The sequence below is a fragment of the Acinetobacter sp. B-6 genome, from assembly GCF_056930735.1.
Window position 1 is genome coordinate 56,034 of the sequence record NZ_JBXPBY010000018.1, and the last position, 18,898, is coordinate 74,931.

At 37.7% G+C, this 18,898-nt stretch carries 17 protein-coding genes; 11 read left to right on the top strand and 6 right to left on the bottom strand.

Going from position 1 to position 18,898, the window contains the following annotated elements:
* Positions 1-8 precede the first annotated feature (8 nt).
* Positions 9-1,799: an arginine--tRNA ligase gene (argS, locus tag AC1Z3T_RS18580; RefSeq protein WP_200150050.1), complete on the bottom strand. Its 1,791-nt coding sequence runs from the start codon at positions 1,797-1,799 to the stop codon at positions 9-11.
* A 194-nt stretch (positions 1,800-1,993) separates the two neighbouring features.
* Here argS and AC1Z3T_RS18585 point away from each other — a divergent pair, with 194 nt between their 5' ends.
* Both AC1Z3T_RS18585 and AC1Z3T_RS18590 read left to right on the top strand, forming a co-directional pair.
* The gene (locus tag AC1Z3T_RS18585; protein ID WP_483396856.1) at positions 1,994-2,413 is read left to right on the top strand and encodes a hypothetical protein; all 420 of its coding nucleotides are present in this window, start codon (positions 1,994-1,996) and stop codon (positions 2,411-2,413) included.
* Positions 2,414-2,470: 57 nt separating this feature from the next.
* Complete coding sequence (locus AC1Z3T_RS18590) at positions 2,471-2,740, top strand: DUF2798 domain-containing protein (protein ID WP_058968579.1); 270 nt, start codon at positions 2,471-2,473, stop codon at positions 2,738-2,740.
* 13 nt (positions 2,741-2,753) lie between these two features.
* On the opposite strand, the gene AC1Z3T_RS18595 is transcribed toward AC1Z3T_RS18590, so the two are convergent.
* Positions 2,754-3,347: a hypothetical protein gene (locus tag AC1Z3T_RS18595; protein WP_004832007.1), complete on the bottom strand. Its 594-nt coding sequence runs from the start codon at positions 3,345-3,347 to the stop codon at positions 2,754-2,756.
* 325 nt (positions 3,348-3,672) lie between these two features.
* On the opposite strand from AC1Z3T_RS18595, the gene AC1Z3T_RS18600 reads away from it, so the two are divergent.
* The 5 genes from AC1Z3T_RS18600 (at position 3,673) to AC1Z3T_RS18620 (ending at position 12,511) form a co-directional block, all read left to right on the top strand.
* Entirely contained in the window at positions 3,673-5,370 is a 1,698-nt protein-coding gene (locus AC1Z3T_RS18600) for an NAD-dependent malic enzyme (protein ID WP_005034606.1), read from the top strand.
* A gap of 227 nt (positions 5,371-5,597) precedes the next feature.
* A complete protein-coding gene (locus AC1Z3T_RS18605; protein ID WP_483396857.1) occupies positions 5,598-8,987 on the top strand; it encodes a type VI secretion system Vgr family protein in 3,390 nt (1,129 codons plus the stop codon).
* A gap of 9 nt (positions 8,988-8,996) precedes the next feature.
* Positions 8,997-9,482: a hypothetical protein gene (locus AC1Z3T_RS18610; protein WP_100884320.1), complete on the top strand. Its 486-nt coding sequence runs from the start codon at positions 8,997-8,999 to the stop codon at positions 9,480-9,482.
* The gene (locus tag AC1Z3T_RS18615; protein ID WP_100884321.1) at positions 9,479-11,863 is read left to right on the top strand and encodes a hypothetical protein; all 2,385 of its coding nucleotides are present in this window, start codon (positions 9,479-9,481) and stop codon (positions 11,861-11,863) included. The genes AC1Z3T_RS18610 and AC1Z3T_RS18615 overlap by 4 nt, the downstream gene beginning before the upstream one ends.
* A 9-nt stretch (positions 11,864-11,872) precedes the next feature.
* The gene (locus tag AC1Z3T_RS18620; RefSeq protein WP_100884322.1) at positions 11,873-12,511 is read left to right on the top strand and encodes a hypothetical protein; all 639 of its coding nucleotides are present in this window, start codon (positions 11,873-11,875) and stop codon (positions 12,509-12,511) included.
* 279 nt (positions 12,512-12,790) lie between these two features.
* On the opposite strand, the gene AC1Z3T_RS18625 is transcribed toward AC1Z3T_RS18620, so the two are convergent.
* Complete coding sequence (locus AC1Z3T_RS18625; RefSeq protein WP_100884323.1) at positions 12,791-13,711, bottom strand: Dyp-type peroxidase; 921 nt, start codon at positions 13,709-13,711, stop codon at positions 12,791-12,793.
* 161 nt (positions 13,712-13,872) lie between these two features.
* Here AC1Z3T_RS18625 and AC1Z3T_RS18630 point away from each other — a divergent pair, with 161 nt between their 5' ends.
* Positions 13,873-14,493, top strand: a complete 621-nt coding sequence (locus AC1Z3T_RS18630; protein WP_035300734.1) for a LysE family transporter — start codon at positions 13,873-13,875, stop codon at positions 14,491-14,493.
* 71 nt (positions 14,494-14,564) lie between these two features.
* Positions 14,565-15,185, top strand: a complete 621-nt coding sequence (locus AC1Z3T_RS18635; protein WP_100884324.1) for a LysE family translocator — start codon at positions 14,565-14,567, stop codon at positions 15,183-15,185.
* A gap of 50 nt (positions 15,186-15,235) precedes the next feature.
* Here the strand turns inward: AC1Z3T_RS18635 and znuB are convergent, their stop codons facing one another.
* The 3 genes from znuB to AC1Z3T_RS18650 are packed head-to-tail and all read right to left on the bottom strand — an operon-like array spanning position 15,236 to position 17,307.
* Positions 15,236-16,033: a zinc ABC transporter permease subunit ZnuB gene (gene znuB, locus AC1Z3T_RS18640; protein ID WP_100884325.1), complete on the bottom strand. Its 798-nt coding sequence runs from the start codon at positions 16,031-16,033 to the stop codon at positions 15,236-15,238.
* 3 nt (positions 16,034-16,036) lie between these two features.
* Positions 16,037-16,837 (bottom strand): zinc ABC transporter ATP-binding protein ZnuC, encoded by an 801-nt coding sequence (gene znuC / locus AC1Z3T_RS18645; RefSeq protein ID WP_151714170.1) that lies wholly within the window; start codon positions 16,835-16,837, stop codon positions 16,037-16,039.
* On the bottom strand, positions 16,810-17,307 hold the full coding sequence (locus AC1Z3T_RS18650) for a transcriptional repressor (protein WP_004831994.1): 498 nt from the start codon (positions 17,305-17,307) through the stop codon (positions 16,810-16,812). Before AC1Z3T_RS18650 ends, znuC begins: the two co-directional genes overlap by 28 nt.
* A gap of 137 nt (positions 17,308-17,444) precedes the next feature.
* On the opposite strand from AC1Z3T_RS18650, the gene AC1Z3T_RS18655 reads away from it, so the two are divergent.
* Together AC1Z3T_RS18655 and AC1Z3T_RS18660 are read left to right on the top strand one after the other, a co-directional pair.
* A complete protein-coding gene (locus tag AC1Z3T_RS18655) occupies positions 17,445-18,287 on the top strand; it encodes a metal ABC transporter substrate-binding protein (RefSeq protein ID WP_004831993.1) in 843 nt (280 codons plus the stop codon).
* Between the two features lie 171 nt (positions 18,288-18,458).
* Complete coding sequence (locus tag AC1Z3T_RS18660) at positions 18,459-18,857, top strand: ATP synthase subunit I (protein ID WP_005034576.1); 399 nt, start codon at positions 18,459-18,461, stop codon at positions 18,855-18,857.
* Positions 18,858-18,898 lie beyond the last annotated feature (41 nt).

The following is an 18,898-nucleotide window of genomic DNA, read 5'->3' on the forward strand; positions in this document are numbered from 1 at the left end:
TTGCTGACTTACATGCTTTCAGGTGCAGAAACACCAAGCAGTTCTAAACCATTACGAAGAACTTGCTGAACATTGGCAGAAAGCAATAAACGTGCTTGCGTCAATTCAGCATCATCACCTAAAACTTTATTCTCGTTGTACCAACCATGAAATAAAGCTGCAAGTTCTTTCAAGTAGTTACCCACTTGATGCGGTTCATAATTGTTTGCTGCACGAATAATCACTTCAGGGTATGCCGCAAGTTTCGCTAAAATCTCAGCCTCTGCTTCAAGTTCTAATTTTGCAGCAAATTGACGCGCACTTTCAGGATCAAATTGAATATTTGTTGTTGCCGCTTTTTCTAACATACGGCAAATACGAGCATGTGCATATTGAATATAATACACCGCATTGTCTTTGCTTTGTGATACAGCCAAATCTAAGTCAAAATCAATGTGTTGTTCAGATTTGCGCATAACATAATAGAAACGTGCTGCATCATTTCCAACTTCTTTACGAAGATCTCGTAAAGTCACAAATTGACCAGAGCGAGATGACATTTGTACCATCTCACCACCGCGCCATAAGCTTACAAACTGGACCAATAACACGGTGAGTTTTGATGAGTCATAACCCATTGCATCAATGGCTGCTTTTACACGTGAAATGTAACCGTGGTGGTCTGAGCCCCAAATATCAATTAGGTCAGTATAACCACGTTGTAATTTATTCAAATGATAAGCAATGTCAGAGGCAAAATACGTGGTTTGCCCATTACGACGTTTTACAACACGATCTTTTTCATCACCAAATTCAGTCGATTTAAACCAGATGTTGCCATCTTTTTCATAAAGATAGCCACGTTGATCTAAAGTTTGTAGGGCTTCGTCAATTTTATCAGTCAACGATGCTTCACTAAACCACTGATTGAAAGTAACACCGAACTCACCAAGGTCATCTTTAATGTCATCTAAAATGGCATGTAATGCAGCTTGATGGAACACACGATAGCCTTCACCAACCAATGTTTGTGAGTTATGAATCAAGCCATCGATATGCTTTTCTTTATCGCCTGAAAGCACAACTTTATTGCCATCTGCATCCAACTCCTCAGCGTATTGAACGTCTTCTGGAACATCTTTATAGATATCAGCAACATCACGCACATAAGCATTACCGTCTTTATCGATAATGCTTTGAGCAATTTCTTTAACGTAATCGCCTTGATAGGCATTTTTTGGGAAAACTAAAGTTTGCCCAGTCAATTCTAAGTAACGTAAATAAGTAGAGGTCGCAAGGATGTCCATTTGACGTCCTGCATCGTTGACATAATATTCACGATCAACTTTAGCACCCGTTGCTTCGAGTAATGTAGCAACAGTCATCCCGTAAGCTGCACCACGACCATGACCCACATGCAGGCTAGACGTTGGGTTGGCAGAAACGAATTCAACTTGAATCTTTTTAGCTGCATTGGCTTGGGTTTTACCAAACAGATCTTTTTGTGCTTGAATTTGATCAAGTACAGCAAAGCGTTGATCTGCATTGAGGAAGAAGTTGATAAAACCAGGTCCTGCAATTTCAGCTTTTGCTATATCTACCACTTCTGGGAGCTTTGCTAAAATTTTCTCAGCAAGATCACGTGGTTTCATACCCGCAACTTTTGCACCCATCATGGCAATGTTTGATGCGAAATCACCGTGGCTTCGGTCCTTGGTTCGCGTTAAAACACTTGTGTTTTTCCAGTCAGATGGAAGAGTCCCTTCAGCTTGTAGGGATTGCACTGCATGATCAAGAGCTGCTTGTATGGCCGTATTCATAATCTATAGAGAAATAAATGTCGCAGAAAAACGCTAAATATAGCAAATTTTGAGCCTTTTAGGTGAATGCATTTGTATAGAATAAAACTTATTCAATCAGAAAGATCGTAGCCTGAGATATTTGATCTATTCTCGAGCTTTATATGATCAACTGACAGCCTAGATAGATCTTCTTTAAAAAAGGATAACAAAAGATGTTTGTGAGCTTTTTGGATCAATTTGATCATCAGAAAATGAAAAAAGAGCAAATTATTCGGTTGTTTAGTCAAGTCCAAGCGCAAAATCTTGAATTTTCAAACTCAGGCTATTTTGCTCTGGATATTCCAAATCAAGGACAAATCATTCTGTTATTTTGGTTTGTTGACAGCAAGCACTTAATCTTGCGCTATGACAAAAATATCCCTACCGCACAACAAGGCGAATCTTGGTTAACTTGTAATGAACAAATGAATTCGAAATTTTTTGATATTGGCGACGATACTTGGCTGCCTTTAAACACAATCATTTCTTTAGCGTCTGCTTTAAATAGCATAGCCATGTTCTACGATGGAGCGATGCGCTTACCTAATGAAACAAAGTGGCAAAATGTGTTGGATGTAATGTGGAATGATTGATTGTTTCACCCACCTGAAAAGCATAAAATTGTCATGTTTATTCAATTTTGAGTCCTCATGTCAAATATTCCTCCCACGATTATCGGAAATATTCCAAAACTCCCTGCAAAATTTGCTGCATGGATCATGCCTTTTTTCTTATCCTGTTTAATGAGTGGCATGGTGTCATTGATCAATATGTTCATTAATGTGGGTCTAGTGGATGGTTTTTTGACAAAATGGTTTTCGGCATGGATGGTTTCGTGGGCCGTGGCATATCCAGTGGTATTGGTTGTTTTGCCGTTAGTGCGTCGACTCACAGCTGTTTTTGTGGATATGCCTAAATAATTTAGTCGGATGCTTACATGCAACTAACAGGTTTGCTGAGCAATTCAGCATGACCATTGTTAAAGGTGTAAAGTTTAGAATTATTAAAAATCTTAATCACTTTAGCCTTACTGAGCGCAGCTTGGAAACTTGGCATTTTTTTCGCATTGACCAGATCAAAAGGATTGCCATAATTTTTATTGTCGATTAAAAACTGAACTTGTCCTGCTTGGGGATCATGTGCTTTAAGTAATTCCTTAGCATCTTTATCTTCAATACTAAATCCAGATTTTTGCGAAGGAATTTTGCAGTTTAGACGTAAATACAAAATATTGCCGTCAGCAGATTTGTTTTGTAGGGTATAAATTCCTTGTAAATCGTTTTCAATATAGACCCATTGTCCAGTGGGCATATTGAGTTTCATTTGTTCAAGCTTTTCTAAGGTTGCTTTACTGACATCGACTACGCCTTGTTTATCAACTTCAGGAACTTTTGCTTCGCCCAGACCAACCAAGCTTTTCACTTTTTCAGTGGTTTTGGAAACACCAGAAGATACTTTTTTGGCTGTTTGACAACCTGTGCAGATGACTGCAGTGCTTAGTAGAAGTATAAAAATATTTGTGTTCATTGTTATTGGTTTTGCTTCATTCAATTAAGGACAAAATAAATTGAAATACGAAAAAAATCAATCGTAGCTCAATGACATTGGAAATCGATAGATTTTAAAATTTGGATTAATTCTTTGTTATTGATATAAAAAACAATAGATTGTATTAAATATTTAAAGAATTTGTAAAAAATGAGAATAATTTATCATTCTGTAAAATACTTTGAATATCACTATCACGTATCTAAATACCCATTTAGCGAAAAATAGGCTTAAGCTTGTATGCGACCAAAGTCGTAGCTTAGCAAAAGATAGAAGCAGAATGACTGCTTCAATGAGAATGGAAATGCCAACGGAAACCTTGAAAAAATATCCTCTATATATTCATTACGCAGGCAATGCCTTACTAGAACTGCCATTACTCAACAAAGGTTCAGCTTTCACAGAGGAAGAAAGAACCCAGTTTAACTTACATGGTTTGATTCCTCATGTGATTGAAAGTATCGAGGAACAAAGTCAACGTTCTTATCAGCAGTATTGTTCTTTCAGTGAAGCAATCAATAAGCATATTTATTTACGAAATATCCAAGACACCAACGAAACACTTTTTTACCACCTGATTGAAAATCATTTAAGTGAAATGATGCCGATTATTTATACCCCAACAGTGGGTGAGGCATGTCAGCGTTTTTCGGATATTTATCGACGTCATCGTGGCGTATTTATTTCATACCCTGATCGTAAATATATTGATGAGATCATCCATAACGTTAATCGTAAGAATGTTAAAGTGATTGTGATAACAGATGGTGAACGTATTCTTGGTTTAGGTGACCAAGGTATTGGTGGTATGGGGATTCCAATCGGAAAATTATCACTTTATACCGCTTGTGGTGGTATTAGCCCTGCATATACTTTGCCAATCACAATAGATGTGGGAACCAATAATCAACAATTACTCAATGATCCAATCTATATGGGATGGTCACAACCACGTGTCAGTGGTGACGAATACTATGAGTTTGTCGATGAAGTCATTGCTGCGGTAAAACGTCGTTGGCCAAAAGCTTTGATTCAGTTTGAAGATTTTGCACAAAAAAATGCCATGCCTTTATTAGAAAAATATCGTGATAAGATTTGTTGCTTTAATGACGATATTCAAGGTACAGCAGCAGTATGTGTAGGAACACTGATTGCGGCAAGCCGTGCGGCAGGCAAACAATTGAAAGATCAAAAAGTGACTTTCTTGGGTGCAGGTTCAGCAGGTTGTGGTATTGCAGAACAGATCATTGCGCAAATGGTGGCGGAAGGTTTAACTGATGCTGAAGCGCGTGCACAAGTATTTATGGTCGATCGTTTTGGTCTCATCACAGAAAATCAGCCAAACCTACTTGATTTCCAGCGTAAGCTTGCACAAAAGCCTGATGATGTTGCACATTGGGGCAATCCAGAAGAAATTATTTCTCTACTGGATGTCGTTAAAAATGCCAAACCAACGGTATTGATTGGTGTATCAGGTCAACCGGGCTTATTTACAGAAGAAATCATTAAAACCATGGCTGAAAATTGTGAATATCCAATTGTGTTGCCTTTATCGAACCCAACTTCACGTGTAGAAGCTGTGCCTGCTGATATTATCCAATGGACAGAAGGTAAAGCATTAATTGCAACAGGTAGCCCGTTTGCGCCAGTGAATTATCATGGAGAAACCTTTAATATTTCACAATGCAATAACTCTTATATTTTCCCAGGTATTGGTTTAGGTGTTGTGGCTGTTCAAGCAACACGTGTGACAGACAATATGCTGATGGCATCAAGTTCCGCTTTGGCAGATTGCTCACCGAAGTTAAACGATATCCATGCGGACTTATTACCTGATTTAAACGAATTGCAGAAAGTTTCTAAAATTATTGCATTTAAAGTTGCTCAAGCAGCAATGCAAGATGGTGTTGCGACGGTAATGAGTGATGAGCAATTACTCGAAAGTATTGAACAGAACTTTTGGAAACCAACTTATCGTGATTATAAGCGCGTTCCTTTTTAAGTGTTTTTAATTTTTTATAGAAGGGGCAAATTGCCCCCTTTTGTAATAGGATAAACGGGTAAAATTGGAGATTTAGATTGATTTAAATATCTGTATTTTTCTCATTAAAAGAAGATGAATTTTGAGTATGTCAGTTACAAAAATAAAAATTTTAACAATTTCTGTATGTCTTTCTGTGAGTTTTTATTTACAATAAGCCAACATGTCATTGAATATCAATAACTAAAATGTTGAAAAATATTAATACTTTACTTGAAAGTTTTGGGTTAGGGTTGCAGACAAGAGCTGTCCATGTCCAATTCTCAAATCAAGCCTTAAATGGCAGTGTATTTCTACAGTGCATTCAGGGACAACAATATATTAATCAAGGATTGAAGGCAGAATTACTTTGCCTTTCAACCAATGCACATATTGCTTTAAAACAATTTATAGGTTGTCAGGTCGCTGTTGACCAAGTCACTGACTTTGGGGAACTCTATCGAACCACAGGAATCATTACTGGTGCAAGTCAAGGACAAAGTGACGGTGCATTAAGTATTTACAAGCTCACGCTTGAAGATGCGACCAGTCTTTGGCATAAACGCCGTAATAGTCGCGTTTTCATGAATAAAAGTATTTTGGAAATATCTGAAGTTTTATTCAAGGAATGGCAAACCAAAAGTGCATTATTTGCATCTAGTTTGAGTTTGGATAGTCGTGGTTTAAAAAAACAATATGATGTGCGTCCTTTTGTGATGCAGTCAAACGAAACAGATTACGAATTTTTAACAAGATTATGGCGCAGTGAGGGAATTAACTGGTTGGTTGATGAATCTGAACGCATAGTTCCAGTTTCTGCTGCACAAATTCAAACCCAGAAATTAAGATTGATTGATGACAATAGTCAATATGAAGCAATGCCTAGGCGCAGTATACGCTTCCATCGTAGTCATGCAACAGAACGATTTGATACCATTACCAGCTTAATTGCACAACGATTAATCCAATCTACAGCTGTACAAGTGCAACGCTGGCAAGCTGACAATCTCGCACAAGATCAGGGTGATAGTCAACTCAGCAATCATCAGCATAGCGAACAACAAGACAATGAAACGTTGAGTTTAGAACAGGCTTGGACCATTAGTCCAGCGTGGACCAGTGACCTCAAGGGTGAAGATCAAACCACAGCTTCTAGCTCAGCTCAAGTGGATAAACTCAATACTCAACTTTCACAATACCAAGAACTACAAGCCAAATATTTTACCGCAATCAGTTCAGTACGTGATGCACAAGTTGGTTATTGGTTTGAGTTGAGAGAGCATCCAGAAATTGATCAGCATGAAGGTTCAGATCGCGAGTTTTTGATTCTCGGTAAAACCTTCTACAATCAGAATAACTTACCGAAAGAACTGCAAGATCAACTTTCTAAACTGCTTAATTTAAACTATTGGAATCATTTAATTAAAGATCAGCGTCAAGCCAATGAGCTGTCATTGGTACGACGCAGAATTCCAGTCGTTCCAGAATACAATCCATTAACACACAGACCTTCTGCATTCCCGCAACGCGCTAAAGTGGTAGGTCCGCAAGGCGAAACAATTTATGTGGACCAATGGGGACGCATTAAAGTTCGTTTCTTGTTTACCCGTACCGATGATAATAGCCATGACGGTGGTGCAGGTTCCAATGATAACGATACTGATTCAGCATGGGTGGATGTATTAACCTCATGGGCAGGAGAAGGTTACGGTACACGTTTTCATCCTCGGATTGGTGAAATCGTGGTGATTGATTTCTTTGATGGTAATGTAGATCGTCCGTTTGTGATGGGGCGTTTACATGAAGCAGAACGTCATCAAACCATGTTTGATGTCAAAGGTCAGCTTCCTGATACCAAGAAACTCAGTGGTATCCGCTCATCTGAAGTCGGTGGTTCAGGCTTTAACCAACTCCGTTTTGATGACACGACTGGGCAAATCAGTGCCCAACTGCAAAGTAGTCACGCAGCCACTCAACTTAACTTGGGAAATTTAAGTCATCCGAAAGATAAAGAAACCAGCAATGGGCGTGGTGAAGGTTTTGAATTAAGAACAGATGCTTATGGGGCGGTACGTGCAGGAAAAGGCATGCTTATCACAACCTATGCCCAAGAAAATGCAATTGCAGATCATTTAGAAGCAGCCCAAGCACAGTCCTTGTTGAATCAAGGGGCTGAAAGTATGAAAGTGCTAAGTGAGATTGCTGTAAAGCAACAAACCGATGCATTGAATGTCATTAATCGTTTGCCTAAGTTCATTCAATCACTTGAGTTAAAAAGTGCAGGGCAGGCGCTCAACACAACTTTGAATCTATTTAAAGAAGGGGTGAGTAGTGATCCTTTGAATGCTTTAAAAGATTGTGGTGGATTTATTAAAGACATTGGTGCTTTAGGTGGCAATGCAAAAGGCATTGTAGATGAATTTAATGAATATTTTTCTGATGCAAAAGAAGCGGTTGAAAACTTAAAAGCGTTTATTGAAAATGTTGAAGAACACGGTACAGATATTATTAAAGGCAAGCTGGCAAGCTTAAAAGATAATATTAAATCTAATCCTTTTGAATCCATTAGTAATGTGGGTAAGGTTTTATCCAATGTCGAAATCAAAGATTTTGACATCATGAGTACTTGTGGAACATTCAATAAGGGGAACAAACTTGAAATTAAACCGTTGGAGGCTTTGAGTAGTTTGCAAGGCTTTATGGAGGGTTATACACAAGGTCTGGAAGATAGCAGCGACAACGCCAAACAAGAACAAGGTAAAATTTTCCGTCAAGCATTGATGTTATTGGCTTCGCCAAATGGGATTGCATTAACCACACCAGAAGACATTATTCTTCAAGCTTCTCAAGATATAGCTGAAAGTGCAAATGGTTCGATTAACATGAGCGCTCAGAAGAATATTGTGGGTCATGCACAAGATAAAATTAGTTTGTTTGCCGCACAGAAAGGTTTAAGTGCTTTTGCTGCAAAAGGACCGATAAAAGTACAGGCTCAGGATGATTTGATTGAAATCATTGCGAAGAAAGTCATTAAGTTGATTGCAACTGAAGATAAGATTGAGTTAACCAGCTCTAAAGAGATTGATCTAAAAGCGGGTGGTACTCAGCTGGTGGTTAATGGTAGTGGTGTCTTTATCAAGACGGGTGGGAAGTTTGAGGTGAAATCTGGACAACAGTTGTTTACCAGTGGGGCAACAGTGAATGCGCAGTTGCCGAAAATGCCTGAGAGTGGAATTTTTAGCCGACGTTTTGATTTTAGTAATATTTTTAGTAAAGATGAATTAAAACAGCAGGTCAGATTTAAGTTCGTAAATCATTCACGAAAAACTGAATTTATTGGTGTTTTGGATGAACTTGGACGCACACAACGGTTTTTCAGTGATAGTGCTGACGATGTCGAAGCAATTATTCTTGGGCATGATAGTGAAGATTTAAAAGAATTAATAGTTATAAAGAACGATATTGATGACACTTCAGATCATAGTAGTTGTGAGGGTGAGGGCTGTTGTGGCGCTGCAGATGATCATGATGCAATAGAAGATCACAATGAATCTTGTAGTGAAGATTTAGAAGCAGATTTTTGTAATTTTGGAAAGTAAGGCTTGATCATGAAAACAATATTTTCTTTCTTATTCATTTTATTATTTGTGACTTGGTGTAATGCAGAAGTTATCAAGGAATTTCCAAAACGGAACATTGATAATGAAGTCGTAAGCTTTAATTATATAGAGTCTGATAAATGTAGCTTTCAGCGTAAAGATATTAAAGATCCTGTCTCTAAGCTTTTAAAGCAAAATAAGATAGATCTAAATACAGGTCATTGGTTACATATTCCTGATGAGTGTTGGAATATCAAAAGTTCAGATCAAAATATTTTACTTATCTCATTAACAAATAAAAATAAACCTCAGAAATTTTATATTATTGATGACGGTAAGAGTTTAGGTGATGTAATGCTCAACCTAAATGAAGATCTGAGTTTCAATTTTGATAAAAATAAAATGAAATTTTCTAAAAATATGAGTGATAAAACAAAAAATAAAGTTCTAATTTTATTTAAACAAATTGATCAAGAATCTAAGGGGGCATTATGAGTTTTGTTTCTCCAGTAAACGGAAAGTCATTTGGTGAGGATAGGCAAGCATATATATATGCAGTATCTCGTCGAGAGTCTTCATCAGATTTGAGTTTATCTGACCTTGTCGATCCTAATTTGACTGCTAGAAAAGTACATAATGGTAAAACCGCAGGTTATGGATTTATTGGTTATTTTCAATTTGGCGAAAGTGCACTTTATGATTTGGGGTATTTTAAGCCACCATATACTTTTAGTAATGATCCTAATAGCCTTTTTCAGAAATCATTTTCGGTGAATGACTGGAGTGGAAGTTGGACGGGCTTAGATGATGTAACTTCGAAAAGTGTTTTTCTCAAAGATCGAACGGTTCAAATAAAAGCATTTAATAAATGGATCAATACACTCTGCACTCGGCTGAACAATCGAAATGTAAATGAATTTTATGGCGTTCGTATTAATGGGGTTGAAATTACAGAGTCAGGATGCATTGCAGGAGCACACTTAAAAGGTCCTAAATATGTTTTAGAGTTTGTACAGGGTTTAGGTAACCAAGCTGATGCTTTTGGAACAAAAGTGGGTGAATATATATCATTATTTGCTCATTATGATTTAGAAAGCTGTTGTAATCGTAAGATTTATATCAATGTTGTGGACGAACAAGGGAATGCTGTTTCAGGTAAAAAAATTATAGTAGAGTCCGAGTACAAAGAAGGAAAATATTATAGCAAAATTGGAAAGATTTCTAATGATTATAAAACAAGTGAAGAAGGAAAAATTCCTGTAATTGTTAGGCATCCTGGTACTAAAATAAAAATAATTGTTGATGGAAAAGCACTTGAGATTACGCAGCAAAAAGATAAGAAGGAAAGTTATACAATCAAATTAACCAAACAAATATCAGTGCCCGTTGTTTTAGAACAGAATAGTGCTCCTCAACCCAAACCACAGGCGAATAAAACGCCTCAAGAAGTTAGAAATGAGCAAGCTCCAAGTATTTCAGAAGAATCTAAAGCAGTTGAAACGAAAGATGTGAACTTCAATATACAGATTGTTGAAGCTGATACTGGAAAACCAATCTCAAATATGGGCTTTTTTCTTACCTATAAAAATAATATTAAAAAGCATTCTGCAGATGGGAGTGGCATAAAACATAATATTTCAGCAGAAGTCGGTCAAGATATAGAGGTTTCTGTTTCAGGGGATGGAAAATACCAAAAGATTCATCACTTCAAGGTTGAAGAATCACTCTCTAATCAGACAATAAAAGTGAGACTTCCTGTTCATAGCTTTCAGATGATTGTCAAAAAAGATGATCAAGTTGTTCCAAATACCGCTGTAACCATTTTTTATCGAGGGCGGCAAATTTCAAAAAAAACCAATGCTGCAGGTGTAATTAACTTAAAAATGTTAGTTGGTTTTGTATATGGTTTTGGTGTTGGTTCGAATTCATTGGTAAAAGCTCGGGTAATTAATGGAAGTCCGTATAGGATATTTAGAATAAATGAAGGTTTTATCAAGGAATCGAGACGATTAGAATCAGGGCAAAAAGTTCCACAACAAAACCCTGTTACTAATGCGCCGTCCCAAAGTAAGCCTAATCCACCAGCTCCTGCTAAAGTACCCGAAGTTAAACAAGAGCCACCCAAAGTGTCCCAACAAAATACTCATACAGAGAATGGGGGTAAACCTTTAACAACTGTTTCTAATCAAACACCTGCAACAAGTGATACGACGCGTTATCATATTTACTCTGATGGTAAAATCAAAAGAGAGAATGCGGCTGCAACAGGTTTTGCTGAATATATTTATTATGATAAAAATGGACAATCACATCATATTGGCAAAACTGAATTTATCGTTGCGCCTAAACGTAAAAAAGGTAACGGGGTCGTAGGTGGAAATGTTTATTTGGTAGACCAAAGGACGCTCAAATCCTACAAGAGTCCGGATGGTAAAGTCGGATATTTGTGGGATATTTATTTACCAGGTCGATCAAGATATTATCTTAAGGGAGATGCGTTTGCAGCAGTTATTGGTGCTATGTGCTCTTTAGGATACGGTTATTATCATGGTTCTGGATTTAGTGCTCGAGATGGTCGATCGGTAGGTAGTGATTCACACTTCAACGGGATTAATGGAGATTTTCGCTATCTAGGAATTAATGGTTGCCATAAAGATGGTCCGGTTCTTGTGAGCCACGTCGATAGATTTGACTGGGATGCGAATGTAAGATTTGTAAATGCACTATATCTTTTTGGTTATAAAGCATTTGGGTCACAAGTGATGAAGAGAAAAGGTCAGCCAAACAGAACTTTGCCCCATGTCACTTTTACAAATGGTGATCACGATAACCATTTACATTTACAGGGTTATCAACCAAATATTCAGGACATATAAGGGCATATTATGTACATTAAAAAATTTATCCCATTGTTGATTTTATTTTCACTTGTAGCCTGTCAAAAGGCAGAAAATAAGATGTTAAACTCAGATTCACCGAAGATGAGTGAGTCGAAAGTCAATAGTGGTCTTTTAATTAATGAATATAAACAAGTTAAATTACCATTTGATTCTAAAACGTTATTGATCAATGATAAGTTCATTCAATTAGATAAATACCCAGTTAATCAGAAGGATCTAAAGCTATTTTATTCTGGAGAAGATCCAGCTCGAATTTTGATGACAACTGTCAAGAAACTGGGAAATAAAGAATATTTATTAGGCTTAATTGCTGTGAATTTTAATAATTATGAAGGTTCCGGACCTGCGCAAGTAATATTTTTATCAGGTGGTGAAAACAACAAGAATAATTATAAAAATACTTTGTTTATAACGATGGGAGGTAAGTTTCCAATCTTGGATCATCAAGTTAAAAAAATTAATGATATAAATGAAAATGAATTGAAAAATTATTGTATCCAATCTTTTGTTATTAATGATGATTTTAGTAAAAGTGAAGAAATGAAATGTGTGGGAAATGAACCAAGTATTGAAAAAAAGAATTTCAGATTAAATATTAATCGACCTGGGTATGATGAGTTTTAAAACTGTGTTTTTATTGGCTGTAGATATTTCATGGTATCTATGGGTTGATAGAGAGTAAATATTATTGACAAAATTACTCTTTTAATCAACTTTAAATCATGTCTGTTCGTTATTAATAAAGCTAGATTGGATGAAATTAAACACTTAGATAAAGCTTATTTAGCTCAATAATTAAGCTTTACAAGGTATTTAAACTGAATAAATTAATAGATCTTTCTTTGGATTTAAAATATTGAATAAATATAAGGAATAGTCATATTTAACTATTCCTTAGCTATTTTAATCTTCCAAAATCTCTTCCAATACTTCTTCATTCGGTGCAAAGAAGTACGCACCATCGACAGGAGTCACAAAGTGCAATAAACGGTCATGAATTCCATCACCTTGAGTACCAAACATATTGACTAACATGCGATCAATACGGGTTAAATCTTTGGTATAAGCAATAAAAAATAAGCCTTGCTCACCTTGTCCATCGCCATAAGGAAGAGAGTGACGCAGAATTTCTAATTCCTCACCTTCATTATCTTCGATAACAACACGAGCAATATGGGCATTTTCAGGTTTGTGTTCATCGTCCATCTCAATACTTTCTAATTTAGAACGACCAATCACATTTTCCTGTGCATCTACTTTTAAGCGTTTCCATTTTTCAAGCTCATGCACATAACGCTGCGCAAAAATAAAAGATCCATCTTGGAAAATACCTGAATCTTCACCCAATAAAGCAGTCTCCGCACGATCATCTGGAAATTGAGGGTTTTCGGTACCATCAATAAATCCCGTTAGGTCACGACCATCGAGATAACGGAAACATACACGTTCATCTAAAACTTCAACTTGATCTTGAAGACCATCAAAAAAGGATTGGCTTAGTGCAAAACAAATGTCCGTGCGTGCAGAAGCAATGTGAATCAGAACATCCGCAGGAACAACAGGCATTTGAAATGCACCTTGAATCGGTTCTAACTGCTTAAACCCTTCAGGCGAAGTATGATAAAGCTTTGACCATAGTTCAGGACCAAAAGCGATTGCAGTTTTAATCTCAGCTTCGGGGTGTTGCGTGATCAGGCGATCACGAGTGCTCAATAAGGCATTGAGACGCTTTTTTAAGCCATCAATAGACAGATTTTTTAAATTTAAAACGATGAAGCGAGCATGGTCAGAGGGTAAAGGTAAAATTACAGATTGGGCTGTCATATCGAGATGGCTCCTCAATTTTTATTTATCAATCTAGCTATTGTGCATGAACTGGCAACAGCTGGGTAGTAAAGTCTTATACTTTTTACCAATTAAATTAATCGAAATGTGTCGTTTTAAAACCGCTATAATGCTTTGTTCAAAATATTTTATTTTTTGTTATGTCCTATCAAGTTTGGTTTGCATATATGTTGGCGTGTTGGGTGATTAGTATATCACCTGGTGCTGGCGCTATTGCGTCAATGTCGAGTGGTCTAAATTATGGTTTTCGCCGTGGTTACTGGAATGCTATTGGTTTACAGCTGGCTTTACTGGTGCAAATTATAATTGTTGCTGCTGGAGTAGGGGTATTATTTGCCACTACACCGATGGCTTTTCTTGCTGTGAAATGGTTTGGAGTTTGCTATTTACTCTACTTAGCCTATATGCAATGGACAGCTAAAACACAGTCTATAGATATCCCAACTGAACAACCGACTAAATCCATTCCCAAGTTGATTCTATACGGCTTTGTGGTGAATATCAGTAATCCAAAAGCGATCGTATTCTTACTTGCAGTATTGCCGCAATTTTTAGATCTGTCTAAACCACAATGGATTCAATATGTGATTATGGCGATCACGATGATTACGATCGATTTAATTGTGATGGCTGGCTACACAGGGTTGGCTGCAAAAGTCTTGAGATTGCTTAAATCTCCCAAGCAGCAAAAGTATATGAATCGTACTTTCGCAGTGTTATTTAGTTGTGCTGCTGGTTTGTTGAGTTTAGTACATCAGTAAAAGTTTCATGGTTTGAGTTATTGAACAATTAAAAATAAATCCAATAGAATATCTGTTAAGCCGAGGGTCATTTGAATTATTTAGAATTTTATCTGTATGCCATCAGTGTAATTATTATGATTGCAACACCAGGACCAGTCATGATTTTGGTGGCAAGTGCAGGCTTAAAAGGCGGTTATCGCAAATCATTACAAACCATCGTCGGAACAAATCTCGCATCTTTGGTACTGATTGCAATTTCCATTTTAATTTTAAAGGGAATGTTGAGTGTTAATGAAACACTTTTCCTGATCATCAAAATCCTTGGATGTCTTTATATTGCTTATTTAGGTTATGGCATTCTCAAAGAGGTGTGGTTTCAGCAAGACCAGCAGTTGACTACTGTACTTTCGCCAGTAGAGGGTGGTTTAACGAAAGGTTTTCTGGTCGGTATTTCAAACCCTAAAGATATTATTTTTTTCTCTTCGTTTTTTCCACAATTTATCCATGTTCATTCAGATCTGAATGTAAGTTTAGTTATCCTCGTGATCGCATGGATTATCTTGGATTTCCTCACCTTATCTATAGTTTATTTGTCTTTTAATCAGTTGTCTAAAAGTCAAATTTATCCCAAAATATTAGGACTTTGCGGTTTAATTTTAGTCACAATCGCGCTTTATGGCTTATACATTTCAGCTCAAAGCCTATTTTAAGTATTGGATGTTCAATGAACCCTATAAGCGATGCTAGGGTTTAATTGAAATCATCCTTTTTTAATTTTCATCGTGCAGAAGATCAGTGCAAACAATAAAGACATGGTCAAAACAATGCTTAGACCTGTTGAAATATTTAATGCTGCACTTGACCATAAGCCTACAGTGATACCAATTTGTGCAATCACAAAAGCACCGATCACCATTTGTTTAGGTGAGTGCGAAATCAAACGTGCAGCTAAAGCAGGAATAACCAGAAGAGCACCCATCAGCAACGAGCCGACCGCACGTAAAGCCAGTACTGTGAACAATGCCAATAACAACATAAAAATTAAACGTTGCCATTTGGCATTAACACCTTCACTGACTGCAATATCAGGATCAATCGCAATTTGAATTTGCGCCTGCCAGTGAGAATACAAAATTGCCAAAGCGCCAATAATGACAGCCGCGAAAACAGCTAAGTCAGACCATTCAATCGTCAGTAAGTCACCGAATAAATAGCTCAATAGTTCTGGGCGTAAAGCAGGTAAGTGCTGGATCAGCAATAAACCTGAACAGAGTAGGGTGGCTGCGCATAAAGCAAGTAGAGCATCATTTGGCAGGCGAGGGTCGTGTAGAACCCACAGCACAGCAACCAGAAGTACAGCGGTAAAAGTAACACCGACCCAAAGCGGTAAACTTAACACTGCTGCCAAAGCCACACCCAGCAAAGTACCATGAGCCATGGTATCTGCAAAGAAAGACATTCTGCGCCATAACATCAAACAGCCCAGTGGTGCAGTTAGAAACACCAACAGTGTGCCCATGATCCAAGCAGGTAAGAGTAATTCTAACCATTCCATCATGGTTTAAGCTTCCGGTTCAGGGTGAATGTGAGGATGTGAACCATGTTCACAGGTTTTGGCAGAGTCACCATGCGCACAATGATCATGGTGATGTTGATAAAAGGCATGTTGCTTGCCAAAAGTGTCACCAAATAAAGCCTGATATTCAGGATGTTGTTGAATGCTGTCTGGTAAGCCGCTGCAACATATATGCTTGTTTAAACATACAACACGTTGTGTTCCTTGCATCACCCATTGTAAATCATGAGAGACAATCAAGATGGCACAACCATACCGTTCAGGTAAACTTCGAACATAGCCATATAACTCTGCCTCAGACTGGATATCTAAACCTTGCATAGGCTCATCTAAGACTAAAATATCAGGTTGGCGTAATAATGCCCGTGCTAATAAAACGCGTTGACGTTCGCCACCGGAAAGTTGTTGTACTTTAGAGTTTTCGAGTTTGGCTATGCCTGTATCGCGAATGATTTCTGCTTTAATGGCTTTATCACATTTTTCCAGATCAAGAAGATCTTTTACTCTTAATGGAAGGCTATGAGAGGGGTTGAATTTTTGAGGTACATAGGCGAGTTTCAGTTTTGATGAACTGACAATACTCCCTGAATTGGGTTTTAAAATACCCAACAGTACTTTGATCAATGTGGATTTACCCGCACCATTGGGACCAATAAGCGTGACAATTTCTTGTTTTTGTAGCGAAAAATCTACATTTTTTAAAATGTCACGATCATCAATCTGGACATTGATCTGCTTTAGCTGAACAAGGGGGGTGTTCACGCTTTGCTTGAGCACTGCTGACATATTCCTGAAATCTCAATAATACTATGATGTGCTTTGAACTGGTCGGACTCTGCCAAATGATTCAATTGTTGAATCAAACCTATTGCTGAAGCTTCTTTCACTGTATGGCATTCAGTACAGATCAAAAAAGCAGCTTGATGTCCTTCACGTGGATGACAGCAAGGGATATAGGCATTAATAGAGGTTAAACGATGAATAAATCCTTTTTCTAAAAGGAAGTCGAGTGTTCTATATACCGTTGGAGGGGCTGCCGGTCGTTCCGCAGCACCTTTCATCTTGGCTAAAAGATCATATGCACCAACGGGTCCTGATGCATTCAAAATCAACTCCAGTACTTCTTTACGTAAGGGAGTAAGACGCGCGCCTGAGGTTGCACAAAGGTTTTCTGCTTCTGATAAACGCTCTTGTACATTGAGATGATCGTGTACACCATGCAAAGTATCATGGTGTTCGTGTGAACATAAGCTCATATCAGACCTCAAAACTTCTTATTTGAATGAAGAGAATCATAAATATTAACATGAAGCTCTATCAACTTACGAATGGCGTAGGTATTTTTTAACTTTTGTTATACTATAACATAAATTTTTTTTGGTAATACACTCCCATGAATCGCATGATCGCTTTTTGCTTATGTGCATTATTTGCTAGTGTCACTTGGGCTCAAGCGCCTTTGGTGGTCTCTACTCATCCTATTTATCTGATTGCAAAAGAAATCACCCAAGGAGTAGAAGAACCTGTTTTGCTGTTAGGGAATCAGACCGGGCATGATGTACAGTTAACACCCGATAATCGAAAGACGATTATGGATGCTTCATTGGTGGTTTGGTTGGGTAAAGCACACGAAGCACCTTTAGAAAAAGTTCTTGGAGACAATGCTAAAGCCATCTCGATTCTTGACTCAGGTATTATTCAGGCGCTTCCACTTAGAAATCCGAAAGGCATTGCACTTAAAGACACGATAGATACTCATGTTTGGTTAGATCCAAACAATGCAGTACGTATAGGCTTCTTTATTGCTGCCTTGAGATCACAACAGCATCCTGAAAATAAAACTGCTTATTGGAACAACGCGAAAAAATTTGCCAATGAAATGTTGCTCGCTTCACAAAAAATTACCACAGCGGGTGCCGCACGTCCTTATTGGGCATATCACGATGCTTACCAATATCTTGAGCGTTCACTCAATTTAAAATTTGCAGGTGCAATGACGGATGACCCACATGTGGCACCGACTGTTACACAAATCAAGTTTTTAAATGATACGCGTCCTTACAAAAAAATGTGTTTACTTGCAGAAGCCAGTGCGAGTCCAAGTCAATATCGAAAATTGGGAGAAATTTCTTTTCAATCCGTTGATGAGACTTTAGCAAAACAACAAGATTTTGTGGTTGCATGGCAAGCTTTGGCACAACAGACACAAGCCTGCGTACTTAATGCACGAAAATGATGCAAAAATTAATCAACAAATGCTCATATGAAAAGCAACCTGTATATCGAAAAAAACACGACTAAGGTCGGGAAAAGATTGCATGTTCAGGGGTGTAACTCTATAATGCCTGCGATTAAAAACGATCATCAGCTAAACTTGTCAAGCATTTATGCTGTGAGTGGATAAAAAATGAGCCAAACTAGTCGCTTGATTGACCGACGATTAGCAAAAGCTTTGGTCTATTTACAAGCATTAATGATACCTGTTTCAGCCTTGGTAGCGTGGGTCTTGAAAGACTCGACTGCGGCTTTAAGTGCAGCATTAGGTGCACTGTTATGTTGGCTTGCCAGTTGTTATTTTTCTTGGCAGTCGTTTCGAGCCGCTGGTGCACGTGCTTCAAAACAGGTTCTTTCGAACATGTATCGAGGCTTGATGGGCAAATTTGCAATTGTGATCGTTGGTTTCATTTTAATTTTAAGCAATGTTAAACCGTTATCCCCGGTAGCATTGTTTTGTGGTTTTATTCTCGTGCAGGCGATGTCGTGGGTTGCTCCATTTTGGGTAGCACGGCAACAAAAACGAGTATAAGCGCAGCAGAAATTGAAAATTTTTTTGGGGATTAACGAGAT